The organism is Paenibacillus sp. DCT19 (assembly GCF_003268635.1).
GTDB lineage: Bacteria > Bacillota > Bacilli > Paenibacillales > Paenibacillaceae > Paenibacillus.
Map to the genome: position 1 here is coordinate 4,239,895 of NZ_CP029639.1, position 25,888 is coordinate 4,265,782.

The window sequence follows — 25,888 nt, forward strand, 5'->3', positions numbered from 1 at the left end:
TGATATGAATAAGCAGGCAGTCTTATTTTGGACATTCATCACACTTGCTGCTATTGGAGCATTAGCTTTTTTAAGCAGCGGTGGAATCTCCCGAATTGTTATACCTCTAATTGTGTTAGGCGGAATATTCCTGCTGTATAAGTATCCTCCTAAGCGTTGGAGACGTAAATCTACGCCTAAGGTTAAACCATCGGTACGTACGATGGCCAAAGTTAATGCACAACAAAACAGTAACAAAAAGAGTAGTAGCGGATCTTCCAAGAAACGTAAAGATTATCCGTTCCAAGTCATTCAAGGTCAAAAGGGTAAAAGTGATGAAGATATCCCTAAATTTCACTAACTTTGAATAAAGTAAACACGAATAACAGCAACTCTCCTTCGTGAGAATTGCTGTTTTTTTGGGTATTTCATCTGAACATTCAAATCTTCTCATACAGGTATCAAAGGTAGTGATTCGGTTTGTTTTTTTCGAAGTTCTTTGCGTTGCTTATTTAATTGTTCGTCATATATTTTTGTGTTCCACCCACTAAAAAACTCTGTTCCTGCTGCTACCCCGGATAAATATAACGCTGTGCTATCCTGTGCTGAGAGGTGAAACTGTGTTGGTTTAATACCTAGCGTTGGTATTTTGACCGTACGGAAACGATTAATCTGTTCGATATATCGCTCATCATGAGCGGTAAGCATCGTCTCTACCAACGCCTGAAGCATGCTGAGCGGCCCTCTAATTCGTGCTGACTTGCCTTCTGTCTTGCCAACCATTTTAAAACCAACTACAGGAATCGGTTCACCGGTTCGATCTGAACGTTCCCCATCAAATAACCACAACGGAAAATTACTGAGCAAACCGCCATCCACCACATACACAAACTGATCGGAAAAACGCATGCCCTTTGACAATATAGGGGATCTACGAATGACAACTGGATCAAAAAAGTAAGGAATGCTACAGCTCATACGAACAGCTTTGGCTACCTCAAGCTTGCTGGGATCTATGCCAAAGCGTCCAATATCGTCAGGTAAAACCAGTATCGTACCGTTCGTAATATCCGATGCGGTAATAAGTAATTTGCCTTTGGGAAGATCCGCAAAGGTTCGAATCCCTTTTTGCTTCAGCATATTTCGGATCCATTCTTCGAGTGCTTCCCCAGAGTAGAGCCCCTTCTTCAGAAACAATCTTGCCGCAGGTCCGATCCAGCGTGCATCAAATATTGGAGAACGACGTAACAATGAAGCAAATGGCGTATTCTCGATAATACTCTTCATCTCTTCTGCTCGATATCCTGCAGCGATCAGAGCTGCCACAATTGAGCCTGAGGACGTACCTGCCACGCGATGGAACTCCATATCGTTATCCTGCGCTGCCTGCACTGCACCCGCAAGTGAAATCCCTTTAACGCCTCCACCTTCAAACACCGCATTAATTAACATGCTAAATACCCCGTTCTCCAGACAGCCATGTTTCTACTGCCACTGTATGAGAACAGGGGTTGGTTATATTACGTATATCACACTAAAAAATTTCTATAGTCCGTAATATGCCTTGAGTCTGGCAATCAAGCCCAATGTATTCTTCGTTAAATGCTGTGAGCTGAAGAAGATATCACCCTTGACCAAGTCATACTTTTCATTATAAATGAGCTGGTCTATGATCTCTTGTGAAGTATTCCAACCAATCTCCGAGGTTCCCAGCTTGTAAGGAGCGTGGCCAATGTACAGTTTAACGTTGGTGTTCGCCACCTCATTAACCCACCAGTCCACAACTTTATCATAACGAGCAGCACTCAGTGTCATACTCCAGTACACTTGTGGTGCAACATAATCAATCCACCCTTGCTTAATCCATGTACGAACATCTGCGTGCATGCTGTCATAAGCGGGTACTCCTGCTCTTGTATCCGATCCTGTCGGATCATCTGCTTTGTTACGCCATACGCCAAAAGGACTAATCCCGTATTGAACGTTTGGCTTCACACGATGCACACTCTCTCCAAGTTGCTTCACAAATTGATTAATATTGTCGCGTCTCCACTCCGCACGATCCTTAGTATTCAATGTATTATACGTCTTAAATGCCGCATCATCATTGAACGTAGCGTTAGATGGATAGAAATAATCATCCAGATGCACACCATCAATATCATACTGATTAACCACTTCCATGATCGTATCAATAATATGTTGTCTGGCTTGTGGTATACCTGGGTTGATATAAAGCTTCCCTGATACATTTACAATCCAGTCAGGATGTAATTTGGAAACATGATTTGCTGCGAGTCCGCTGGTACTTGCTGAATTCGTAGCACGGAAAGGATTGAACCACGCATGGAACTCCATTCCGCGTTGATGTGCTTCCTCGATCATGAACGATAGTGGATCATACCCTGGGTCTTTACCTTGAGTCCCCGTGAGAACCGTATTCCATGGTACAAGTCCTGATGGATAGATTGCATCAGCATTCGCCCGAACCTGAACGAATACCGCATTGATTCCCATGTCCTTCAGTGCATCCAACTGCTGAGTATACTCTTGTTTTTGTTTCATAATATTGTTTCTTGCCCCAGATGACGGCCAATCACCGTTAACTGTCGAAATCCAAGCACCACGCATCTCTTCTGACGCAGGCGTCTGTGCTGTGCCTCCTGGTTCAGCAGGAACGGCTGGGGTAGGCGTAGGTGCAGGTGTCGTTGATCCATCCTCAGTGATCAGATCGATAACCTGCTCCGATTGATTCCAGTTCACACGAATCCCGAGATTCTCACTGACAAAACGAATGGGAACCATGACACGACCTTGCTTCAGTTCTACTGATGCATCCAATCCAACTACCGTGTTGTCAACGGTAGCCTGCTGACGACCACTAGTCATCGTGATAACGGAATCAGCCTTTTTGATCGTAACGGTACGTGTCGCTTGTGACCATAACACAGAAGCTCCAAGTCCTTCGCTAATGACACGCAAAGGAACCATTGTTACATTCACCTTAGGAATAATGTAAGGAGCTACATCTGAATCTAAGCGTTGCCCGTCCAAATTAATGACGATTTCCTTCTGTCCTGCTGCCTGTGCCGTCATTCCTGCTGTTTGCAAACCCAGCACAAAAATAAGCAACAGGATTAACCCTTTACGAAACTTCATCGATAGCAATCCTCCATCATTTTTTAAACTCGCGGCAAATTCTGCTAGTTTAATAGACGCTCCTACTGATGGTTTAGTTGCGACATTCACCAAATGTTGGGTAGAAAAAAACCAGCTTACGCGCTTTATCACATTACGATAAGCATCGTTGGCTGGTTTTCATAAGGTTACTAGAAGACTTTTACAAGCATTCATTTGGCATCATTTCATTACTTATGATCTGATTGTGATGTTAGGAATATCTATTACGATTCTGTATTACTCATAACATCCTGCAGATTTTTGAGATCACGCAACCGACTTTCGTCTTGACGGAAATATTCGACTAAAGATTCGATACACGTAATGGAATCCCAGCTAAGATGGTGCTCAATTCCTTCTACGTCCTTATAAATATTTTCCTCTTGAACACCAATCGTCGTCAAAAATTGCTCCAGCAGATGATGGCGCTCCATTAAGCGTTTCCCCATCTTTTTACCTTTTGGAGTGAGTACCAAGCCGCGGTACTTCTCATAGATCAAGTACTCGTCTTTGTCCAGCTTCTGGATCATTTTCGTCACCGATGAAGGATGCACTTCCAGTCCTTCAGCTATATCAGACACACGAGCATAGCCCTTTTCATCAATTAATTTGTATATACGCTCCAAATAATCTTCCATACTGGGCGTTGGCATCTGCTTCCCTCTCTTCTCTCTGATCGGCAGCTGTTCCTGCCTGATCCCTATCTTATAATGATACATGTTATCAATACGCATTGGCAAGTCCTCTGAAACTGCATAAGCCTCCATTACCAATTGGAATGTCTAAAAAACCCCATCCTTACGCAAGTATTGGCACGGTTGACATAACCCTTCTTGAGACAAACTAAGTCCAGTTTCGTATCGAAAGGAGTGTTTATGTGAGTACAAGTGTAGCGCAACCCCCAGTTCGCAAAGCAAAGGGTACTAAACCCTTTATTCCCGATTTAGTGTATTTTGAACCTGGTGCGCTGGATTATGATAAAGGAAAAAGAATCATGGAATGGGTCACCTCTAGAGATATCCCGTACCAGATGACGACATCTCATAATCGGATCACGAACCTCCCCGGTGAGACGGAGCAGGAAAAGTATCGAATGGCCAAACGTACCCTAGTGGTCGGTGTTCGAAAAACTCTGAAATTTGATCAATCCAAACCTTCCGCAGAATATGCTATTCCGATTTCTACAGGTTGTATGGGTCATTGCCATTATTGTTATCTACAAACCACATTGGGTGCCAAACCGTATGTGCGGGTCTATGTGAATACAGAAGAAATTATTGAAGCTGCCAAAGGTTATATTGAGGAGCGGGCTCCTGAGATTACACGATTCGAGGCAGCCTGTACGTCAGACCCGGTTGGTCTGGAACACATTACTGAGAATTTAAGTGATCTGATTCGATTTATGGCTGATGAAGAATATGGGCGATTGCGATTTGTAACCAAATATCATCACGTTGATCCCTTGTTAAACCTGAAACATAACGGTCACACCCGAATCCGTTTCAGTGTTAATTCCGATTATGTCATCAAAAACTTTGAACCCGCAACGTCCCGCTTTGAAGAACGGATCGAAGCTGCTGGTAAGATCGCGCATGCCGGTTATCCTTTAGGATTCATTATCGCCCCAATTATGTGGTACGACGGGTGGGAGGAAGGCTACTCGGAATTGCTGCAAAAGCTTGCAGATACGCTGCCCCATGAAGCGACCAAGGATCTCACATTTGAGATGATCCAGCATCGTTTTACCAAAACAGCGAAAGCGACCATTGAGAAGCGTTACCCCAAAACGAAGCTTGAGATGGATATGGAGAAACGTAAAATGAAGTGGGGTCGCTGGGGACAGTATAAGTATGTGTATAAAGACGACCAACAAGACGCCCTGCGTGAATTTATTACAGAACGCATTTTCGAGCATTTTCCTTTAGCCAACATTGATTACTTCACCTAAAATTACAAACGATCCAGGGTATGATATGGATACGGACTTCTATATGCATTCATAAAAACAAAAAACAGGTTGCATGATCCAGAATACTCTGGGCTCACATGTAACCTGCTTTTTTATACCTTTATTCATATCCTTTTATTAAACTCTCGGGTTAACTACATTAATGCATTCGTTAGATGATCATCCAATCTGGTGTGATACTCTGCAGCCAAATCGTAATTTTAGTCATCTGACCTGTGTATAACAAAATACCCATGAACACCATCAAAGCCCCGCCGACCTTCATCAACACATTCGAATAACGCAAGATCCAGCGCGTTGAACCGATGAAGAAGGCTAATACAAAGAACGGCAATGCAAAACCGACAGTATACCCTGTAATCAATGCAAACCACGTTGTTGGCTCACTAGCGGCCATCGCAATAATCGTAGCTAGAATCGGCCCGATACACGGCGACCAACCAGCGGAGAACCCTATGCCGAAGATAAAAGAGCCAAGGTACCCTGCTGGTTTCCACTTCATATCCATCTTCCGTTCTTTCATCAGAAACTGTGGTTTGAAGACCCCAAGCAAGAACAACCCCATCAATATAATTAAAATAGCTGACAATTGACGAATCAATTCTCGATGATCATTGAAAAACTGACCAAACAGTCCGGCTCCCAGCCCAAGTGTATAAAAAACAGCTGAGAAGCCTAAAATAAACGCCAGCGTATGAGTCAGCGTCTTAAAACGAACTTCTCGCAGATTACGATCATCCTTCAAGCGTTGTACCGTCATGCCTGTTATGTAAGACAAATACGACGGATACAGTGGAAGACAGCATGGCGATATAAACGAAGCTACTCCTGCAATAAAAGCCACCCATACATTAACATCAGGCATGATGCGGATGTCTCCCTTCTCCGGGCTCGCTTGCTTACTCGTTCAGTCGTTAGGCACGGAACCCTTTTTTGGCAATCATCGTAAGAATGAGCATCATAATGAGCAGCAATACAATCGTTGCCCCTGGTGCAAGATTCCATATTCCGGCTACAACCAGTCCAATAACAACAGCAATCTCACCGATCACTACGGACAAAATAATAGCTGATTTGAAGCTTCGCGCCATTAGAAGGCTGACGGCTACCGGAATCGTCAATAGTGCTGATACAAGCAGAGCACCAACGATTTTAATGGCTGTACTTATAACCAACGCAGTCATTATTGTAATCAACATGTTTAACAACCTGACGGGCAAGCCCGTAACTGCCGCAGCATCTTCTTCAAAACTAAGCAGGAAAAATTCCTTATGTAACAGAGCTACAACGATGACCACAATTAGAGTGACCACCCCTACTAGTTTCAAATCCGTGGCATCTAGAGTATAAATACTTCCGAATAAATAACTCATAACATCTGTGTTATACCCTTTGCCTAACGTGAAGAACAGTGACGCCAGCGCTACGCCTCCGGACATAATAATCGCAATAGATAGCTCTGCATAACTCTTGTATGCCTTACGCAGCTTCTCAATCGCAAACGAAGCCAGTACAGCAAATACAAGTCCTACGCCAATCGGATATACCTCAATGAGGAATCCAAGTGCAACCCCGGCAATCGTCACATGAGAGAGCGTGTCCCCAATCATCGACAAACGTCGTAATACCAGAAATAACCCGATCAGCGGAGCAGTGATGCCAATTAACAACCCACCGGCTAGTGCCCGCTGAAAAAAATCACTCATTAAAATTTCCAAAACATACACGACTCCTTCTTCGGCCTTGCTCTAATCCAAACGTACCCAACACTGAATCTATTTTACCAAGGAAGTAGTATGCTGTAGATTCGTTTCCGCACAGTCTTCAATCTCATGGGAATGGCGAACATGAAAATGAATTTTACCATTCGTTACAGCTGCCTGCGAACCCAGATAGTTCTCCATCCGATCCATATCATGGGATACCATCAAAAACGTCATCCGATGGTGTTCATGCATATGGGTAATTAATTCGAAGAAGCTGTCCTGCGATTCTGCATCGATTCCAACCGTTGGTTCATCCAAAATAAGCAAATCTGGATGATTGATCAGCGCTCTTGCGAGAAACACACGCTGTTGCTGCCCTCCGGATAATTGTCCAATCCGCTTGTTCGCCAGATCCTCAATGCGCATCACCTGTAAGGCATCTGTACATTGTTGCTGTGCCTTACGCGATATTCTTCGAAACATATTTTTGTTATTGTACAAGCCAGACATGACCACTTCACGCACCGTTGCTGGAAAAAGTGGGTTAAACGCATTCTTTTGTGGCACGTAACCGATTCGCTCCCAATCCTTAAACCGGCGAATAGATTGTCCGAACAGCTTAATATCACCCTGCGCAGGAGGTAATAAACCTACCAACATCCGCAATAAAGTAGTTTTACCCGCTCCGTTCGAACCAATAATACCTACAAAGTCTCGTTCTTTAACCATAAAATTGAGATCATTAATCACTTTCTGATCTCCATAGGAGAAGGAAAGCTTCTCGATCTCGATGATTGGATCATGACATAGTGGCATGATTTGCTGCATTGCAAAGCCGCCCTTCATTATATATGAGGATTCTAAGTTAAAATCCTTCAGTCTACCTTATTTTAATGCGATCAATAGATTTTGCAAATTTTTTTCCATCAAAGTGAAGTAATCATCACCATTATCCACCTGTTCTTTAGTCAATCCTTCAACTGGATTTAATACCATCGTTTCTACGCCTGCTTCACTCGCGAGTGTTTTGGCAAGTTTATCAGATACAAGCTCTTCGAAGAAAATATATTTAATGCCTTCATCCTTAACGAGCTTCGCCAAGTTAACGATGTCCTGACCAGTCGGTTCAGCATCAGGAGATAGTCCCATAATCGCATGTTGAGTCAATCCATAATCGCGTGCCAAGTATCCAAACGCCTGATGTGATACAACAATTTCTTTGTTTGGAACTTTAGATAATTCTTCCGTAAAGTGCTGATCAAGTGTTACAAGTTTAGCATGCAGTTCTTCATAACGCTCTTCATAAGCAGCTTGGTGGGCAGGATCTGCTTCAACGAGACTATTTTTAATATTTTCTGCCATAATCATAGCGGATTTAGGACTTACCCATGTGTGTGGATCAACATGATGGTCCGCAACTTCTTCAGTCGCCGTTTCTTCATCAGAATGTTCATCTGTGTGCTCATCTGCATGTTCGTCCGCGTGCTCTTCATCATGCTCTGCACCATGTCCATGTCCATCATCACCTTCAGCTGTTAACAGCGTAACGCCTTCACTGACAGCAACAGATTTCACTTGTGTATCACTGTTTAGTGATTTGAGGAAATTCGGAACCCATCCCTCAAGACCTGCTCCATTGTAAAGGAACAATTGGGCTTTGGAGGTATTTACAATATCCTGGCTCTTAGGTGTCCACTCATGAGGTTCAACACCCGTAGGCAGCAAATTAATCACATTAGCATCTTCTCCACCAATAGCCGCTGTGAATGCATACACAGGATAAAAGGTCGTGATCACATTCACTTTATCTTCCACAATCTTGGCATTATTCGATGTATTCTGTCCACAAGCCGTCAAGAGAACCAAGCTAACAATGAGAAAACTGCTCCATACCCATTTTATCCGGTTCATGCCTGTATGCTTCGATAGATGATGCTGTCCATCCTTATTACTGTTAAAAAAACGCATAATTATAATCACTCCGTATTCTCTTAATCGTAAACATTACTGAAAGAATTATAGGGAACCTGTCTCTCATTGTCAAGCCGCTCTCCTATTCATTCTTACCTGGTATACAGAGTTCATAACAATATATGCTTGTTTTCTCACGATCAGATCAGAAGTTACAGCATAACCGAAAAAAGATGACCCGAATTATCGGGTCACCTTCCAATTCATAGCTATATGCTGCTCGATTCAAAATGTCCCTCAGAACAAGTTACATATGCATCTCGGCGTTATATAGCTTCTTATTTAACTTGAGCACCGTTAGGCATGCTATCAGGTACGGTAGCGAGTGTAAGCTGATCTCCGTGGGATGCAGCCAAAATCATGCCCTGAGACAGTTCTCCACGTAATTTTACAGGCTTCAGGTTGGTGACACAAATGACTTTGCGTCCAACCATCTCTTCTGGAGAATAGAACTTGGCAATGCCAGACACAACCTGACGTTTCTCATAACCGAGATCGAGTTGAAGCTTCAACAGTTTATCTGCTTTTTTGACAGGCTCACATGCAATAACTTGAGCAACACGCAGTTCTACTTTTGCAAAATCATCAATGCCGATCTCTTCTTTGCCTTCTGGCGCAGAAACCGGTTCAGTCGTCTCTGAAGTGGCTTGTGGAGTTTCAGATGGTTCTTCTGTTTTCTTACCACCAGTCATCGCCTCGGAGATATAAGCAATTTCCTGCTCGGAGTCAAGACGTGGGAAGATTGGGTCACCCTTCTGCAAAGCATTGCCAGCCGGAATTACGCCCCATTGCTTCGCAGTATCCCAAGCCGTAAGTTCGCCTTCTTGAATACCTAGTTGTTCCCAGATTTTACGCGGAGCACGTGTCAGGAACGGCTGTAGCAGGATGGAAGCAATCCGCAAGCTTTCAATTAAATGAGCCATTACAGAGGCCAGTTCATCGCGTTTAGCTTCATCACGAGCTAATGCCCACGGCTGTGTCTCATCAATATATTTGTTGCTGCGGCTAACGAATTGGCTGATCGCTGTCAACGCAACGGAGAATTGCAGATTCTCCATAGCTGTCTCTACTTTATCCACAGCCGCCTGACCTGCTTCTTCGAGTGATGCATCAAACTCGGTTACACCTGATGTAAACGCAGGCGCTTGACCCCCGAAGTATTTGTCTACCATAGCGACTGTACGGTTCAACAGATTACCCAGATCGTTGGCCAGGTCTGAATTGACACGATCTACGAAGCTTTCTGGTGTAAACGTACCATCTGAACCAAATGGAACTTCACGAAGCAGGTAATAACGAAGAGAATCCAGACCATAACGATCAATCAAAGTTACCGGATCAACAACGTTACCTTTGGATTTGGACATTTTGCCATCCTTCATCAGTAACCAACCATGTGCAAACACTTTTTTCGGCAATGGCAGATCAAGCGCCATCAGCATGATTGGCCAATAAATCGTATGGAAACGAACAATTTCTTTACCTACGAGATGAACATCTGCAGGCCAGAATTTATTGTACAGTGTAGGATCAGATGAACCATAGCCTAGAGCTGTAATGTAGTTGGACAACGCATCAATCCACACGTACACGACATGCTTCGGATCTCCTTTTACTTTTACGCCCCACTCAAATGTTGTACGCGAAACAGCGAGATCTTCCAAACCTGGCTTGATAAAGTTGTTAATCATCTCGTTTTTACGGGATTCCGGTTGAATGAAGCCTGGGTTATCCTCATAATACTTGAGCAAGCGATCAGCATATTTACTCATGCGGAAGAAGTAGGATTCCTCTTTCACGAGTTCAACGGGATGTCCGCTATCCGGGCTCTTCGCCGAAATGATCTCACCTTTATCATTCTTCTCTACATCGACTAATTGCGTCTCCGTATAATACGTCTCGTCTGGAATACTGTACCAGCCTTCGTACTCACCTTTGTAGATATCCCCTTGCTTCAGCAAACGGTCAAAGATATCCTGAACTACCGTCTTATGACGTTCTTCCGTTGTACGGATGAAATCATCATTGGAAATGTCCAGCTTGTTCCACAACTCTTTGATGCCTACCACGATATCATCTACGAAAGACTGAGGTGATTGACCCTTTTCCTGTGCTTTACGTTCGATCTTCTGCCCATGCTCATCCGTGCCTGTTAAGTAGCGAACCTCGTATCCACGCAGGCGCTTGTAACGTACCATCGCATCACCAGCTACCGTTGTGTACGCATGCCCAATGTGCAATTTGTCGCTTGGGTAGTAAATTGGTGTTGTTAAATAAAATGTTTTTTGATCAGCCATGAATGACTTCTCCTCCTTTAATCCGTTACACATTTAATTGAACTTGAAAAAGAACACAAAAAACTCCCGTCCCTATGGGACGAGAGTTGTTCTCACGTGTTACCACCCAAATTCCCTGCATCTTTTGCAAAACACAGGCTCTGTCGGTCCTTCGACCGTCCATTAACGCTGGATCACGCCTCAGCCTTACGACAACAGGTCTCAATCCCTGTGTTGCACGCTCGAAAGAGGTTCCTCCAGGACCATTTCCATCCTCCTCCCAGACCGGTTCTCAGCTCATCCGGCTCTCTGCACTGGGGTGTGTCTGTACTTATCCCTTCAATGGAAATCATTATACGAAAAATATACTGAAATACGGCCCTATTTGTCAAGTTCGTAGCGGCATTCACCTAGCGTGCCCAAATGCATGAAATCTCATTTTGAGAAATGACCTTTAATCCGAAATCACTATAGATTTCTCGGTCTTAGGTGGCACTAAATCGACTCCTCCTGGATGAAAAGGATGACATTTCGCAATCCGTTTCGCAGCGAGCAATGAGCCTTTGAACGCCCCGTGAACTTCGATTGCTTCCATCGCGTATGCTGAGCACGTTGGATAGAAACGGCAGCTCGGTGGCTTCAAGGGAGAAATATAATTACGATAGACCCGTATAGGGGCTTGCATAATTCGACGAGATATTTTCATTTTCAATGTTTCCCATGGGAATGATGATGTCCAGATGCAACTTTGGCTGGTGCATGTTCAGCACAGTCTTTGCAATAACCGAATACTTCAAATTTATGATCCACAACCTGAAATTGTTCGGGCGCGTCTGCGAGTTGCATTGGGCAGAACACGATCGGATATGTCTTCTGACATTTCAGACAGATCATGTGGTGGTGGTGATGATCCTCGCTACAAGAAGCTCTGAACTTCACACCATCTTCAAAAACGACCTGCTCCAATACGCCTAACTCCTGCATGACACGAAGATTACGATACACTGTATCAAAGCTCAGTCCACTATAAGTTTTCCCCATATATTCATAAACATCCTTAGGCGTCAAATACCCTGGAGATTCCGCAAACAAACGAGCCAACGTCTTCCGCTGATCCGTTATGCGAAGTCCCTGCGAGGACATCGTATTAATAATCTGTTCTGTTGACAGCATTACCTAAGCACCTCCTGTCATTCAAGCACTGCAATAATTGTTCAATAGTCTAACAAAATGAAAAAAATTCAACAACTCTCTTATCATAATGCCCTAAATTGAGTTTAGAGTCAACGAAGCTCCTTAATCGCCTATTTTTCACACTGTCTATATTAAAAAAGGACTCCATGAATGGAGTCCTTCCCGACGGTTCAGAAGAAATTAATCCTTCAAAGTGCGTGTTCAAAAAGATCGGTTTTCAGTGCCAAGAAGATGGGCGGACTTTTTGAACAACCTCTCTTAGACTTTTGGGGTGACAGGGTATATATGATATAAGCTTCACTCCAAACCGTCTCTTGCTGAAACAATAACATGTTACGGCTCAACTACTTCTCTTGCGGAAGTGGTGTGAACAAAAGGTTTACAGGAAGATTACTTCCTGGTGCAGCCGAGAAGATAATGGTTACACTCTCACCGTAAGAACCCGTACGATGAAGAACACCTTGCTCGTTCGGCGCACTCAGAGATCTGCTGTCACTTGCCAGTTGTACAACCTGACCATTAACAAGCGCAACACCTGAGTACTTACCTCCACGAGGATTAAATGAAATCAACGTACGTGGAGCCACATTATTGAGCGTAATTTTGTATAGAACTCCAAAGTTACCTGCGTTGGAAGCAATGGTGTGAGCCATTGGATCTGTTCCTTCCAGGTTTGGATCACTTGAATTGTCTCCGAGTGGAAGACGTGCAGGCTTCGAACCTACTTCCTGATCGTACGTAATTACACGTGTTGCGTTAGGATACGTTCCACGGTTATGAACACCATCACGATCCAGAACTGGCAGCGTTGGTAATGCTTCAAATGGATCTTTATTTTCGTCAATCAAGATGACGTTATAGTCGAGTGTATAATCGCTGAAAGTATCCGAATAAAGGGAAATAACTTGCCCTTCTTTCATCGGGATTGCATTAAGCTCCGTCAAGATCAACTTGCTTTCGCCAGGGAGAATATACATTTTCTTCGTATCGGCTCCAGTTTGAATCGACTTGAACCATTTATCAATGGACAATTTACCTGCTACAGTAGCAAACGGTGTAGGGCCGGCAAAGCCCATATTTTGCTGTTCAAACACAGCTGTATACGGGTTGTTGTTTGTTGCGATTACATACATTTTCACTCTTTTACCTGTGTTGTTTACATGGTGAATCATGAAACGTGTTTGCCCGAATGAAGATTCCTGGTACACAATCCCTTCCGTATTCACGGTTTCTGGGCTGTTACTACGAATCAACAAGCTTGGCTCATCCGTGTACGTGTAAGGGACTTTCTCCATCGCAGGTACTTCGCCACCGTTGAAGGTAAACTTGTCACCTACAGGCGTGAACAACTGATTGAAATCGGACAAGCTGTAGAGCGTTTCGCCTGTAATATTAATCGTCTTGGTGTAGCTATCGCTTGCACCATGTTTATCCGTAACAGTAATCGTTACGGTCTTCGGACCCGGTACAAAGAATGCGAGGGCATTATTGTCCCATACCGTTTTGGTAATTGCATTTTCGTCATCTGTACTTTGGTCAATGTAGGTGATCTTCTCACCCATTTTGTATTCTTCCTTGTCTGTTGTAAACATGGCTACTGGCGGAAGGTTAGGTTTCTCCACCTTGATCGTCAGCGAGTATGGATCACTCCATTGACCGCTTGAATCTTGGACCGCATAGGTTACCGTATATGTACCTGGTTGGTCAAATATGTCTTGGCGGCCTGTCCAGCGTTCGTCCACAATGTTAAGGCCTTTTGGAGAACTGGATTTCGTTGTATACGTCACTACATCACCAGCAAAAATTTCTTTTTGAACAGTGAAGCTAGCTACTGGCTTCGTATTCAGGTTCAATACAACAGTCTTTGCAGATTGATTAACTGTATAAGTAATGTTGAGCGCCTGTGTAATGGAAGTCAAAGGCACCATAAACGTATTTTTCTCTTGATAAGCAGGACCCTTCATGGATCTTGAATCACCATTTACGGTATAGATCGTGCTGTTTGTCTTAAAACGAAGTTCATCTTCACCACTAATAATAATGGTTTCTTTCGTTGTGTTATCGTATTTCACATCATATCCAACCCGATCTACCAGAGCACGGATTGCGACATAAGATACACCATTTTTGACAGCCATCGGTTGTCCTGCAAGATACGTCTTGCCATCTTGCATCATTTTGTTGCTGTTCATGTACAGCGTCAGATCACCGCCTGTAGTTCCGGAACTCGCTTGATTGCCAGTGGCTGGCTGTTCAACTTCTACCGGTGTAGGTGCAGGAGTTTCTCCCTCTTCACCTTCAGCCTCTGGTGTGTCTGTTTCCGTTACAGGTTCAACTGGAGTTACATCCGTTGCTGTAGGTTCTGTCGTTTCAGGTTGTGTTTCTTCCGTCGCATTATTTTGCTCCGGCTGTGTTTCTGTACCGGTTTTCACTTCCGATTCAGCAATCGTTTGTTCTTTTTTCAAAACCTCCACGGATTTCACTGTGGCTTTATTTACGGGTGTAGTTTCGCTTTGGTCGGTTGATTGTGCGCTAGCTGGAAGTACTGCAAACGCTTGAAAAACAGCTAAAGCGGTAAGTATGGACAAGTTCTTTTTCAGATTCATTCTTTGTCTTTGGCTCCTTCTGCTCCCATTTTATAAATATCCCCCTCAAAAAGTCATACTATTAGACGCTTGTAAACGGGAAAAGTTGCTAAAAATATTTTAATAGAAATGTAAACTTTGAATAATGTGAACAAACCTCGCCAAAACCGTACCTACAAGGCTTTATACGAGTTCACGATTTTATTTCACACTATGAAAATACTGATCTATCAACATTTACACCTGGTATAAACGTTTGAACAGACGTTTTGGTTTCAACCGATGCAAACAAAAAAGCAGCCAAGACGATCCATAATCGCCATGGCTGCTTCTGCATATTTAATCATTGGCTCGAACAAGCTACCCCTGATGTTTCTTCTCTACCTTGCTGGATCAAACGATAAGCTCGCTCAACCTCTTCTTGACTTGGTGATGGAACACCTTCAAGCGGGTACACCTTGCCAAGTGCCTCCCATTTGTAGATCCCCATCTGGTGATACGGAAGAATTTCGAACTTCTCCACCCCGTTTAATGTACCAATGAATCTTCCAAGGTTAAGTAAGTCCTCTTCGTCATTGTGAATGCCAGGCACATATACGTGGCGTATCCACATTTTACGTCCTTGCTCAGATAGCCACTTGGCTGTCTTCAGCGTTCTTTCATTGGATTTTCCAGTCAACTTCATATGCTTCTCATCATCGATATGCTTCAGATCGAGTAACACTAAGTCTGTGTTATCCAGTAGTTCATGGATACGGTCAGGTTCGTTAAAACCATTACTATCTAGTGTAGTATGGAGTCCCCAGCGACGTTTGACTTCCTTGAACACTTGGGCTACAAAGTGTGCTTGTAAAGTTGGTTCCCCACCGGATATGGTGAGTCCCCCGCCTGAACTACGATAGTAGGAAAGATAAGGCTCAATTTCAGCCAGTACTTCCTCTACGGTCGTTTCCTTGCCTCCATCCAGTGCCCATGTATCGGGATTATGGCAATACTGACACTTGAGTAGACATCCTTGCATAAAGAGCACGAAGCGGATGCCTGGGCCGTCAACCGTCCCGAAAGTTTCGAGTGAATGAATATGTCCTTTAACCATGCTGCCTCTTCCTTTCTATATCCGCATCCGCTGTGCGTTTAATTCTTGACCAGATGTTCCACTGGATTCGTTCTTACACTGTAAATTGCTTTACATGGAGCCGTGGAACGTACGGTTAATGACATCGAGTTGTTGTTCACGAGTCAGTTTGATGAAGTTAACCGCATATCCGGATACCCGTACAGTAAGCTGTGGATAATTTTCCGGGTGCTCCATCGCATCCATTAATTGTTGACGATCAAACACGTTGACGTTCAGGTGATGGGCATTCTGACCAAAGTATCCGTCCATCATCGCAGTCAGATTAGATTTACGTGTATTCTCCTCTTTACCCAGTGCTTTTGGCACAATGGAGAAGGTGTTAGAGATACCATCAAGGCTGTGTTCGTAAGGCAATTTGGCTACTGAGCCAAGGGATGCCAATGCACCTTTTTTATCACGTCCATGCATTGGGTTCGCACCTGGTGCGAATGGTTCGCCTGCTTTACGGCCATCCGGTGTAGTTCCTGTTTTCTTACCGTAAACTACGTTGGAAGTGATGGTCAGTACGGATTGCGTTGGTACCGCGTTACGGTATGCTTTGTGCTTACGAATCATGCCCATGAAGCTCTCAACCAGTTCAACAGCAATGCTATCTACGCTGTCTTCATTGTTACCGTAACAAGGGAATTCTCCTTCAATTTCAAAATCAACAGCAATGCCTTGTTCGTTACGAATTGGTTTTACTTTGGCATATTTGATGGCACTGAGTGAATCCGCTGCAACCGACAGACCTGCAATACCGCAAGCCATTGTACGAACGATGTCACGGTCATGCAATGCCATCTCGATCCGCTCGTAGCTATATTTATCGTGCATGTAATGGATGACGTTAAGAGTGTTCATGTACAGCTTCGCCAGCCATTCCATCATTGGTTTGAAGCGTTTCATAACTTCATTGTAATCCAGCACTTCGCTTGTAATAGCAGGGAATTCAGGTCCTACTTGTGCTCCAGACTTCTCGTCACGACCACCATTGATTGCGTACAAGAGAGCTTTCGCCAGGTTCGCACGAGCACCGAAGAATTGCATTTGTTTCCCGATCTTCATTGCAGATACACAACAAGCAATACCGTAATCATCGCCATAGATCGGACGCATCAGATCGTCATTCTCATATTGAATCGAGCTCGTTTCGATAGATACTTTACTGCAATATTCTTTGAATGCTTCCGGCAGTTTAGTGGACCAGAGTACAGTCAGGTTTGGCTCCGGTGCAGGTCCCAGGTTATGCAGCGTGTGCAGGAAGCGGAAGCTGTTTTTCGTTACACGTGTCTCACCATTTACGGACATCCCGCCGATGGACTCGGTTACCCATGTTGGGTCTCCACTGAACAGTTCGTTATAGTCCGGCGTACGCAGGAATTTCACGATCCGCAGTTTCATAACAAAATGGTCAACCAGCTCTTGAGCCTGCTCTTCGGTCAGAATGCCTTCTTGCAGATCACGTTCAATGTAGATATCCAGGAAGGATGATACACGTCCCAGTGACATTGCAGCACCGTTCTGCTCTTTGATCGCTGCCAGGTAACCGAAGTACAACCATTGGAACGCTTCTTTGGCTGTTGTTGCTGGCAAGGAAATATCGAAACCGTGCATTTCGCCCAATTGTTTCAGTTCTTGCAAGGCACGAATCTGCTCAGACAACTCTTCACGCAGACGGATAACATCTTCATCGATAATATCCACTTCCAAGGCGTTCAATTCGCCTTTTTTGTTACGAATTAGGAAGTCTACACCGTACAACGCTACCCGGCGGTAGTCCCCGATGATCCGGCCACGACCATAAGCATCTGGTAAACCTGTAATGATCCCTGCTTTACGCGCTGCACGCATCTCGGAAGTATAAGCGTCGAATACACCTTGGTTATGTGTTTTACGAATGTTTGTAAATATATCAATGACACCTTGAGGCATTTCGAAGCCATATGCTTCACATGCATCAATCATCATGCGAATTCCGCCGAATGGCTGAATGGAACGTTTGAATGGAGCATCGGTCTGAACGCCGACAATTTGCTCTTTGGATTGATCCAGATATCCTGGTTGGTGAGAAGTAATTGTTGCAGGCGTATTAACGTCTACGTCAAGGACACCACCGTTATCCCGTTCTTTTTTGGTTAGATCAGATACGATATCCCACAACTCTTTTGTATTCTGGGTTGCACCTTCAAGAAATGCTTCATCGCCATAATATGGAGACAAATTGTGTTCCAAAAAGTCATTCACATTAACGGTTTTAGTCCAAGTTCCTTTGGTAAAGTTTCTCCAGCCTGTTTGTTGTTTGACATCTTTTTCGATCACCGACATCGTAATCCCTCCACTAATTTGGATTTCTGGACACATAACATGCTGCGTCTTCGTATCATTGTGTGTCCAGAGCCGCGATTAATGTGAATTGTTTCACATAAACCGGAACACGTTCTCTCTACTTGGGAACCGGAACCGCGGAATGAATGTTTTTCTTACATTTTCAGTATACGTCTTGGCGATTTCATCATCTGTGATTTTTATCACAAAGTAAGTGAACTAACGCACTCCACCTGCGGTGTGTCATGTTGAACCGTGGGAAATGGTTCACACTGGCCACTCCGCGGACAGAACAACCTTCCGATCGCTGTTATTCCCGGATTTTTCAATTTACTTTCTCAAAGGTGAAAATCCGGGAATAGCTTATGCTTCCGATGTAGCTTTTTTTCAGAAAGCTTTCAGGCGAGCGCTTCGCTTCTTCAGGTTTTTTCTGTCCTCTCCGTTAACGTGTGAACGGGTGGTTCAAACTGCCACATCACGGATTCCGTGTTGCATTTTTAAAAGATGGGCGGCTCCTCCTCGATTTGGAGCCGAAACATGAAGTGATAAGTTCCTGAAAAAGCGAGGGCTTCGCTCCTCCGTTTTTCTGCCCACCTCCTTTCCCTGCGAACCTTTGGTTCTCCTTGCTACAACCCGGACTCCTTGTTGCATCTTTTCTGGAGCCGAAACATGAAGTGATAAGTTCCTGAAAAAGCAGGGGCTTCGCTCCTCTGTTTTTCTGCCCATCTCCTTTCCCTGTGAACCTTTGGTTCTCCTTGCTACAACGCGGACTCCTTGTTGCATCTTTTCTGGAGCCAAAACATGAAGTGATAAGTTCCTGAAAAAGCGGGAGCTTCGCTCCTCCGTTTTTCTGCCCACCTCCTTTCCCTCCCAACCTTCGGTTCTACCTGCTATAGCACGGATTACGTGTTCCTCAAAACATACGGCAATCGGGGCTCCCCATTTTGGGGAACCCTGAACCTATTGCCATCCTCAACAAGCTGTTGCATGTTTCGGAAGATTATTATTATTCGAATTTACCGTAGAATGCGTTGCGGTATACATCTGCTAATTCGGTTACCAGCGGCAGCTTCGGATTCGCAGTTGTACATTGGTCTTCGAAGGCACGATCAGCCAGGTAATCTACATGTGCTTCGAAATCTTTTGCATCAAATCCGATCTCTTGGAACGATTCCTCGATACCCAATGTTTTGTTCATTTTGCGGATAGCGTTGATTAAGCTGTTAACCCCTTCTTCGGTTGTGCGAGCAGGCAATCCGAGAATGCGGGCAATTTCGGCATATCGCTCATCTGCCACAAAGTGCGAGTATTTCGGGAACGATGCGAATTTGGTCGGTTTTTTCGCGTTGTATCGAATAACGTGTGGCATCAAAATCGCATTGGTACGTCCGTGGGCTGTATGGTACTGACCGCCCCATTTGTGCGCCAAGCTGTGGTTGATACCCAAGAATGCGTTGGCAAATGCCATACCTGCAATCGTTGAAGCATTATGCATTTTCTCACGTGCCAGTTTGTCGCCTTGTAATGCTGATTGCTCCAAATACTGGAACACCAGTTGAATGGCTTTGATTGCTAATCCATCCGTATAGTCATTCGCCATAACAGATACATAAGCTTCAATCGCATGTGTCAGTACGTCCATACCTGTGTCAGCTACAGCTGTTCTAGGCAGCGAGTATACAAACTCAGGGTCAACGATCGCCACGTCAGGAGTCAGCTCATAGTCAGCCAGTGGATATTTGGTGTTTCCTAGATTTTTATCCGTGATAACAGCAAATGATGTTACTTCCGATCCTGTGCCCGATGTTGTTGGGATCGCCACAAATTTTGCTTTTACGCCAAGTCTAGGATATTTGTAGATCCGTTTACGGATATCCATGAATTTTTGCTTCAGATCATTAAAGTCTGTGTCTGGATATTCATAGAACAACCACATCGCTTTGGCAGCATCCATTGGTGATCCGCCACCGAGAGCGATAATGCAGTCCGGTTGGAAGCGACGCATCATTTCGGTTCCGCGATCTACAGTCGTTGTGGATGGATCCGGCTCAACATCCGAGAACACTTCAATGGCTACCGGCATTTGGCGTTGACGCAGATAGTGCTCTACCTTTTCCACATAACCCAGCTTCACCATCATGGCATCCGTAATAATTGCAACACGGGTGATATCCGGCATTTTGGCGAGATACTGCGTCGCGCCTTTTTCGAAGTAGACCTTGTTCGGTACTTTGAACCATTGCATATTCACGGTACGGCGAGCCACCCTTTTCACATTGATTAAGTTGACAGCAGTTACGTTCGACGAAGTCGAGTTACGTCCGTATGAACCACATCCCAGTGTGAGCGATGGCATATTCGTGTTGTAGATATCGCCAATTGCTCCGTGTGTGGAAGGTGAGTTGACGATGATCCGTCCTGTTTGCAGGCGATCTGCAAACTTGTTAATCACTTCTTCATTGTTGGAGTGAATAACGGATGAGTGTCCCATTCCGCCAAAAGCAACCACTTCTGCTGCACGTTCAATACCTTCTGCTGCCGTTTTGACTTTGTAACAAGCCAGTACCGGGCTTAATTTTTCCGCAGACAATGGGAATTTGACGCCAACACCCTCAATTTCAGCAACCAGGATTTTGGTGCTTGCTGGAACTTCAATACCGCATAACTGAGCAATCGCTACGGCGGATTGACCTACAATCGCTGGGTTAACTGCACATTTCTCAGCATTGATAGCGCCTGCGGTCAGCTTAGCTGCTTCTTCCTTGTTAACGAAGTAACATCCATTGGCAATCATTTTCTTTTTGACTTGATCGAAGATAGGTTCTTCAATAATGACCGCTTGCTCGGAAGCACAGATCATCCCATTATCAAATGATTTGGACAAAATCAGATCCGTCACTGCCTGATTGATATCCGCACTTTTTTCAATGAAGCAAGGTACGTTACCTGGCCCTACACCCAGTGCTGGTTTACCACAGCTATATGCTGCTCGCACCATGCCTGATCCGCCTGTCGCCAGAATGAGTGCCACATCGTTGTGGTTCATCAGGGCATTGGTGCGATCCATGGATGGATCATCAATCCACTGAATACAGTCGGCTGGAGCACCATGCTTCACTGCGGCTTCAAGCAAGATTTTGGCTGCTTCGCGGCTACAGTTCTGTGCAGAAGGGTGGAAACCGAAGATAATCGGGTTACGAGTCTTGATGGAGATCAGTGCCTTAAACATCGTCGTTGATGTTGGGTTGGTAACCGGCGTAATCCCCATGATGATGCCAACCGGCTCGGCAATTTTCTGGAAGTTCTCATATTCATTATCTTCAATGACACCAACGGTTTTGTCATATTTGATGCTATGGTACACATATTCTGTAGCAAATATATTTTTAGTGATTTTATCTTCGTACACACCGCGGCCGGTTTCTTCCACAGCCATTTTGGCGAGCATCATGTGTTTATCCAGACCTGCAAGCGCCATTGCTTGCACAATTCGATCGATTTGCTGTTGATCCATGGACATGAATGCTGCGTGTGCTTTGTTCGCTTTGTCAATTAATGTTTGAATATACTGACCTGCTGTCGGTTCTTTTGCTGGGGCGACCTCGTTCTTTACAGCCATCTCCCTCATCCTCCTAAAGGTTCGTATTATGTTGTCTCTCTTCTTTACATTCACATCGTATCATGGGACATGATTTAATTATGTGATTTTTTTCACAAAGTATTACGAATTTAAATTTAGATTCTTAATGTCTGCTAACAAGTGCACTGCTACTCCCTTTTTTTACATGGCTCTTTCAGCTCCATACTTGCCCACAAAAAGTGAATTTAATCACAATGTTTGAAATTTCGCCATTTTTGTTCCCTTTCTATCCCCCTCAAACGGTAAGATTAGGTATATACTGAACTTAAAAATTGAACCACCGCAATTTGTACCGTCCTTCCCGGCCGAGATGACCCTGAACGGACGGCACCCGTTTGCGGCGAACCACAAAGGTCATGTAAGCCACATGCAGCCTTTGATTGGAGACAAAGGGGAGATAGACTTATGAGGGACCAACTAGTGATGGAAAAACGCGGGAATACGAACTGTTTCTCGGATGTGAACTTCAACCATTTACTTGTAACGATGAAAGATAGAACCTATCCCGAAGGAACACATCTGTATTGGGAAGGCGATGTCTCTGACAAACTTTATTATATGAAAAGAGGCCGTGCCCAGATTACGAAGTCAACTGATGAAGGTAAAGAATTGATCATGTACATGTATCAATCCGGAGATATGATTGGGCAGGCTGATCCTTTCTTCGGTTCGAAGCATTCCTTCTCGGCAGAAGTGCTGGAAGACAGCGAAATAGGTGTATTGGAGCATAAAGACCTGGAGATGCTGATCTGTCAGCATTGTGACTTTGCCATTGATTTTATGAAATGGATGGGGATTCACCATCGACTCACCCAGACCAAATTCCGTGATCTGATGTTGTACGGCAAACCTGGTGCGCTCTGCTCTACCTTAATTCGTTTGTCTAATTCTTATGGTGAACCACACGGCGATCATATGATCATCCACAAAAAAATTACGCATACGGATCTGTCCAATATGATTGGTGCTACCCGTGAGAGTGTAAACCGTATGTTAAGTGATCTACGTAAAAAAGACGCGATCGAATATGATAATGGCATGATCGTTATCAAAGATCTGAAAATGCTGCAAGGCATCTGTCACTGTGAACTATGCCCTAGCGAGATCTGCCGGATCTAAGATAGTTATTCATTATTCGCTTACAATAATCCTAAGTAGCAATATGTAAATAACAAAAAAGGCCCAATCTTCTCACTGTAGAAGATGGGCCTTTTGATATTTAGGATGTCGTCGTTAATTCAAGTTTAATCGCGTCACGTGGACTCAGCTTCATATCCAAGCCGTTATCCATTAATTCCTTATCATTCACCTTAATAACCCAACGTTGATTCATTCGTGGGATGACATTTTCAACAGCAACCACATATTTGTTATTCTCAGACATTCTCACAACGCCGCTGGACTTTAATACATCACGAACGGTGCACTCCTGAATATACACACCAGCATATTGCCGATTAAGATTTGGCATAATGTTGCCGCCGCTCACTTTGAGTAAGGTCGTCTGATACGCTACGCCTTCTCCTGAACTGTCAGCGGCTTTGACATATATTATCACTTCATCTTTGGCATGAAGCTCCATATTCCAATCTTCTGGATCAATATCTTTGCCATTCAATTTGACAGCCCAGATTAACGAGGAATCGAGCGAGACCTCTCCGACGGATTGAATTCGTTTTCCATCAGCCGTGAAATCAACAAGCCCACTGTTCGTTAGCGCCTTCTTAAGCGTTAATCCTTCGCTAAAGTCCCGTTTGATCGACTTAGTTGCATCTGGTAAAAAGGTACTGCCATCTATGGCAACCGTAATAGAATTCGTGGATTCGGTTTCCTGCACCACTGGCTGCTCCGAAGGCCGCGTCTCTGTACATCCGCTGAGAATAACTAAAATAAGTAGGCATATGCCTATGAAACCGGGGATTTTCTTATTCATGTAGGTAACACCACCCTGCGTAAAATCATTCACCCTGTTGTCCATACCCTCTATTATGGCACAGAATCCCGTTAAAAAAAGTGTCAATGCCGTTACTTTTATTGGATAGCATGTGTAGGAAATGGAACGTTTAGACATTTGTCTGCTGTGATCTGACCCAGTTTATAAGAGAACACCTATCGTCGTATTTTCACAGAAGACAGACCGCGTTTAATTGTATTTTTCATGCGATACTGCCTTGGTTCCGCTCCGCTGGAAACTTTACATTCTATTATCTTAACAAAAAGACGCTACAATTCACATCTCAGTGAAATGTAACGCCTCTTATTATAAAGTGATTAGTACTTCCAATCACCATAAGTTTATCGTTATTTGCCTTTACTGAACGCAGGCTTGCATATACGTTCTGCCCCCGTCTCCATCTTTTAGATACGGATTCAGCCCAGAGAACTGCTCCCCGGAAACATATACACCTGTAAGTAGTCGTCCCTCTAACATCTCGCCATCCAGCTGCACACATAAAGAAGGTGCTGTCACATATTCCTGATACAACGGAATCTGACCATAAGGACGATGGACTTTGAACAATTTGCCCTGCTCATTGAGTGGACGCTCCGAGAAGTAGGTAGGCACGATGTAGCGTGCAATGGTATCCAATTCATCTGCTGTGTAGAATGCTTCATCACCAAGCCATGGGGCGAACATCCGAATCTTCTCATATTGAGCCCACACAATCGCTTGAATCAGCATTTCCGGCTTGAACACATGTCCTTCCCCATTCGCTGTAGATGATGAGCCACGAAGGAAGGTGTCTGCATGTAATGGCATAATCTGATCTTCATTATGTCTCAGTTCGCATCCTATGCATTTCCAGCCTCTAGAAGTCTGAATCCATTTTTGCAGCACAATCGGAGCTAAACCTAAGCCCTTGCTGCGATCCAACCGATGCTTATCGGAATCTTGATTCCTAACCGATTGAGAATACGTATTGCGAACGAATAGTTCTGCTGCTTTCTTATAAATCAAATGTACCTGAATGGATGCGTTCTCAAGTTCTGCGATATCTTGTTTGCCGTAGCGTACTTCACGGGATAAGCTTTCTTCTCTCATGACAAGTGGCCTCCTCGCTCCGACCGTATACGGCCATAGTTGTAAGGAATAGACGTTGTTCTTGTTCTTACAATTATACTACAACTCCTGACAACATGTGCAGAACACACAAGAATTATGTCAGGGATTCCATTATCTTTATCATACATAGTTAAGACCCATAACATACCTACATTGAACGATGAGGGTACGAACCGATGAAGTTTTGCTCTACATGCTTTCTTGGTATCTTAAAACAAAAAGCTCTCGATTTCCAGTGAAATCAAGAGCTTCTGTCCATTACCTGCTTCAAAATTAGGGTTCATATTGAAATACATCAATTAGTCAACCCAATGCTCCGCCCAGTCCTGAATTTGATTCATAACCGGCTGGAGCGCCTTGCCTTTTTCTGTCAACTCGTATTCAATACGAACCGGCGTCTCTGGATACACATGACGGATTAGAATGCCTTCACTTTCCAGATCCTTCATCCGCTCGGATAACATCTTGTCACTCATTGATGGAATGAGGTTGGAAATATCCTTAAATCGCTTAGACCCACTCATCAACGTTTGAATAATCAGCCCGTTCCAACGTTTACCCAAAAAGGAAAACGCGGTTTCAAAACGCGGACACATCCGCAAATCTTGGCCTTCCACATTAATCACCTCTTTAGAGATCACTACACTTACGTTTTGTTAGTATATTTCATAATAACATATTTGAGAGCTAAAGGAAACGTCTCCCGCTAAAAACTTTCAATTGGATAAACCGGTTTCATCTTCTTTGATGATATTACACAGTATACCATTACATGGGGCTGAAGAACCATGGGAAATATCGTCTCACGTTCTTACAGCTAAATTACCCAAAAAGAACCCTACTGCCACAGTCATACAGACTTGGAGAAGGGTTCTTCGG

The 25,888-nt window shown here is 44.1% G+C and carries 21 protein-coding genes; 3 read left to right on the top strand and 18 right to left on the bottom strand.

Annotated features, from left to right (window positions below; translation table 11 throughout):
• The first annotated feature begins 4 nt into the window (after positions 1 to 4).
• Positions 5 to 340 carry a hypothetical protein gene (locus DMB88_RS19255; RefSeq protein WP_128102643.1) on the top strand — a complete coding sequence of 112 codons (336 nt, stop codon included), beginning with the start codon at positions 5 to 7 and terminating at the stop codon, positions 338 to 340.
• Between the two features lie 89 nt (positions 341 to 429).
• On the opposite strand, the gene DMB88_RS19260 is transcribed toward DMB88_RS19255, so the two are convergent.
• From DMB88_RS19260 to mntR, 3 genes are all read right to left on the bottom strand, one after another.
• The gene (locus tag DMB88_RS19260) at positions 430 to 1,431 is read right to left on the bottom strand and encodes a patatin-like phospholipase family protein (protein WP_128102644.1); all 1,002 of its coding nucleotides are present in this window, start codon (positions 1,429 to 1,431) and stop codon (positions 430 to 432) included.
• Between the two features lie 93 nt (positions 1,432 to 1,524).
• Complete coding sequence (locus tag DMB88_RS19265; protein WP_128102645.1) at positions 1,525 to 3,138, bottom strand: family 10 glycosylhydrolase; 1,614 nt, start codon at positions 3,136 to 3,138, stop codon at positions 1,525 to 1,527.
• A 245-nt stretch (positions 3,139 to 3,383) separates the two neighbouring features.
• Positions 3,384 to 3,812 carry a transcriptional regulator MntR gene (gene mntR, locus DMB88_RS19270; protein WP_056696954.1) on the bottom strand — a complete coding sequence of 143 codons (429 nt, stop codon included), beginning with the start codon at positions 3,810 to 3,812 and terminating at the stop codon, positions 3,384 to 3,386.
• Between the two features lie 224 nt (positions 3,813 to 4,036).
• On the opposite strand from mntR, the gene splB reads away from it, so the two are divergent.
• Positions 4,037 to 5,107 (top strand): spore photoproduct lyase, encoded by a 1,071-nt coding sequence (splB, locus tag DMB88_RS19275; protein WP_128102646.1) that lies wholly within the window; start codon positions 4,037 to 4,039, stop codon positions 5,105 to 5,107.
• Between the two features lie 172 nt (positions 5,108 to 5,279).
• On the opposite strand, the gene DMB88_RS19280 is transcribed toward splB, so the two are convergent.
• The 12 genes from DMB88_RS19280 to adhE form a co-directional block, all read right to left on the bottom strand.
• Positions 5,280 to 5,993: a cytochrome c biogenesis CcdA family protein gene (locus DMB88_RS19280; protein WP_128102647.1), complete on the bottom strand. Its 714-nt coding sequence runs from the start codon at positions 5,991 to 5,993 to the stop codon at positions 5,280 to 5,282.
• A 49-nt stretch (positions 5,994 to 6,042) separates the two neighbouring features.
• A complete protein-coding gene (locus DMB88_RS19285) occupies positions 6,043 to 6,846 on the bottom strand; it encodes a metal ABC transporter permease (protein ID WP_128102648.1) in 804 nt (267 codons plus the stop codon).
• 57 nt (positions 6,847 to 6,903) lie between these two features.
• Positions 6,904 to 7,662, bottom strand: coding sequence for a metal ABC transporter ATP-binding protein (locus DMB88_RS19290; RefSeq protein ID WP_128102649.1), 759 nt, complete (start codon positions 7,660 to 7,662; stop codon positions 6,904 to 6,906).
• A gap of 57 nt (positions 7,663 to 7,719) precedes the next feature.
• Positions 7,720 to 8,745 carry a metal ABC transporter solute-binding protein, Zn/Mn family gene (locus DMB88_RS19295; protein WP_164848840.1) on the bottom strand — a complete coding sequence of 342 codons (1,026 nt, stop codon included), beginning with the start codon at positions 8,743 to 8,745 and terminating at the stop codon, positions 7,720 to 7,722.
• A gap of 338 nt (positions 8,746 to 9,083) precedes the next feature.
• The gene (gene metG, locus DMB88_RS19300) at positions 9,084 to 11,102 is read right to left on the bottom strand and encodes a methionine--tRNA ligase (protein ID WP_128102651.1); all 2,019 of its coding nucleotides are present in this window, start codon (positions 11,100 to 11,102) and stop codon (positions 9,084 to 9,086) included.
• A 433-nt stretch (positions 11,103 to 11,535) separates the two neighbouring features.
• A complete protein-coding gene (gene yidD, locus DMB88_RS19305) occupies positions 11,536 to 11,787 on the bottom strand; it encodes a membrane protein insertion efficiency factor YidD (protein ID WP_128102652.1) in 252 nt (83 codons plus the stop codon).
• Positions 11,788 to 11,789: 2 nt separating this feature from the next.
• Positions 11,790 to 12,254, bottom strand: coding sequence for a Fur family transcriptional regulator (locus DMB88_RS19310; protein ID WP_128102653.1), 465 nt, complete (start codon positions 12,252 to 12,254; stop codon positions 11,790 to 11,792).
• A gap of 365 nt (positions 12,255 to 12,619) precedes the next feature.
• On the bottom strand, positions 12,620 to 14,881 hold the full coding sequence (locus DMB88_RS19315; RefSeq protein WP_128102654.1) for a stalk domain-containing protein: 2,262 nt from the start codon (positions 14,879 to 14,881) through the stop codon (positions 12,620 to 12,622).
• A gap of 322 nt (positions 14,882 to 15,203) precedes the next feature.
• The gene (gene pflA, locus DMB88_RS19320) at positions 15,204 to 15,956 is read right to left on the bottom strand and encodes a pyruvate formate-lyase-activating protein (RefSeq protein ID WP_128102655.1); all 753 of its coding nucleotides are present in this window, start codon (positions 15,954 to 15,956) and stop codon (positions 15,204 to 15,206) included.
• 90 nt (positions 15,957 to 16,046) lie between these two features.
• The gene (gene pflB / locus DMB88_RS19325) at positions 16,047 to 18,305 is read right to left on the bottom strand and encodes a formate C-acetyltransferase (RefSeq protein ID WP_128102656.1); all 2,259 of its coding nucleotides are present in this window, start codon (positions 18,303 to 18,305) and stop codon (positions 16,047 to 16,049) included.
• A gap of 462 nt (positions 18,306 to 18,767) precedes the next feature.
• Complete coding sequence (locus DMB88_RS19330; RefSeq protein ID WP_128102657.1) at positions 18,768 to 19,163, bottom strand: hypothetical protein; 396 nt, start codon at positions 19,161 to 19,163, stop codon at positions 18,768 to 18,770.
• Positions 19,164 to 19,311: 148 nt separating this feature from the next.
• Positions 19,312 to 21,924: a bifunctional acetaldehyde-CoA/alcohol dehydrogenase gene (gene adhE / locus DMB88_RS19335; protein ID WP_128102658.1), complete on the bottom strand. Its 2,613-nt coding sequence runs from the start codon at positions 21,922 to 21,924 to the stop codon at positions 19,312 to 19,314.
• Positions 21,925 to 22,350: 426 nt separating this feature from the next.
• On the opposite strand from adhE, the gene DMB88_RS19340 reads away from it, so the two are divergent.
• Complete coding sequence (locus tag DMB88_RS19340) at positions 22,351 to 23,064, top strand: Crp/Fnr family transcriptional regulator (protein WP_128102659.1); 714 nt, start codon at positions 22,351 to 22,353, stop codon at positions 23,062 to 23,064.
• A gap of 100 nt (positions 23,065 to 23,164) precedes the next feature.
• Here DMB88_RS19340 and DMB88_RS19345 read toward each other — a convergent pair whose 3' ends face one another.
• The 3 genes from DMB88_RS19345 to DMB88_RS19355 form a co-directional block, all read right to left on the bottom strand.
• Positions 23,165 to 23,878, bottom strand: coding sequence for a hypothetical protein (locus DMB88_RS19345; protein ID WP_128102660.1), 714 nt, complete (start codon positions 23,876 to 23,878; stop codon positions 23,165 to 23,167).
• 378 nt (positions 23,879 to 24,256) lie between these two features.
• Positions 24,257 to 24,988 (bottom strand): hypothetical protein, encoded by a 732-nt coding sequence (locus DMB88_RS19350; RefSeq protein ID WP_128102661.1) that lies wholly within the window; start codon positions 24,986 to 24,988, stop codon positions 24,257 to 24,259.
• A gap of 320 nt (positions 24,989 to 25,308) precedes the next feature.
• Positions 25,309 to 25,626, bottom strand: coding sequence for a winged helix-turn-helix transcriptional regulator (locus DMB88_RS19355; RefSeq protein ID WP_056696466.1), 318 nt, complete (start codon positions 25,624 to 25,626; stop codon positions 25,309 to 25,311).
• Between the last annotated feature and the right edge of the window lie 262 nt (positions 25,627 to 25,888).

Excerpts from the sequence above, each read along its gene's own strand:
- DMB88_RS19255 (WP_128102643.1), top strand. The coding sequence starts at position 5 with ATGAATAAGCAGGCAGTCTTATTTTGGACATTCATCACACTTGCTGCT.
- DMB88_RS19260 (WP_128102644.1), bottom strand. The coding sequence starts at position 1,431 with ATGTTAATTAATGCGGTGTTTGAAGGTGGAGGCGTTAAAGGGATTTCA.
- DMB88_RS19265 (WP_128102645.1), bottom strand. The coding sequence starts at position 3,138 with ATGAAGTTTCGTAAAGGGTTAATCCTGTTGCTTATTTTTGTGCTGGGT.
- mntR (WP_056696954.1), bottom strand. The coding sequence starts at position 3,812 with ATGCCAACGCCCAGTATGGAAGATTATTTGGAGCGTATATACAAATTA.
- DMB88_RS19280 (WP_128102647.1), bottom strand. The coding sequence starts at position 5,993 with ATGCCTGATGTTAATGTATGGGTGGCTTTTATTGCAGGAGTAGCTTCG.
- DMB88_RS19290 (WP_128102649.1), bottom strand. The coding sequence starts at position 7,662 with ATGCAGCAAATCATGCCACTATGTCATGATCCAATCATCGAGATCGAG.
- DMB88_RS19295 (WP_164848840.1), bottom strand. The coding sequence starts at position 8,745 with ATGAACCGGATAAAATGGGTATGGAGCAGTTTTCTCATTGTTAGCTTG.
- metG (WP_128102651.1), bottom strand. The coding sequence starts at position 11,102 with ATGGCTGATCAAAAAACATTTTATTTAACAACACCAATTTACTACCCA.
- yidD (WP_128102652.1), bottom strand. The coding sequence starts at position 11,787 with ATGAAAATATCTCGTCGAATTATGCAAGCCCCTATACGGGTCTATCGT.
- DMB88_RS19310 (WP_128102653.1), bottom strand. The coding sequence starts at position 12,254 with ATGCTGTCAACAGAACAGATTATTAATACGATGTCCTCGCAGGGACTT.
- DMB88_RS19315 (WP_128102654.1), bottom strand. The coding sequence starts at position 14,881 with ATGAATCTGAAAAAGAACTTGTCCATACTTACCGCTTTAGCTGTTTTT.
- pflA (WP_128102655.1), bottom strand. The coding sequence starts at position 15,956 with ATGGTTAAAGGACATATTCATTCACTCGAAACTTTCGGGACGGTTGAC.
- pflB (WP_128102656.1), bottom strand. The coding sequence starts at position 18,305 with ATGTCGGTGATCGAAAAAGATGTCAAACAACAAACAGGCTGGAGAAAC.
- adhE (WP_128102658.1), bottom strand. The coding sequence starts at position 21,924 with ATGGCTGTAAAGAACGAGGTCGCCCCAGCAAAAGAACCGACAGCAGGT.
- DMB88_RS19340 (WP_128102659.1), top strand. The coding sequence starts at position 22,351 with ATGAGGGACCAACTAGTGATGGAAAAACGCGGGAATACGAACTGTTTC.
- DMB88_RS19345 (WP_128102660.1), bottom strand. The coding sequence starts at position 23,878 with ATGAATAAGAAAATCCCCGGTTTCATAGGCATATGCCTACTTATTTTA.
- DMB88_RS19350 (WP_128102661.1), bottom strand. The coding sequence starts at position 24,988 with ATGAGAGAAGAAAGCTTATCCCGTGAAGTACGCTACGGCAAACAAGAT.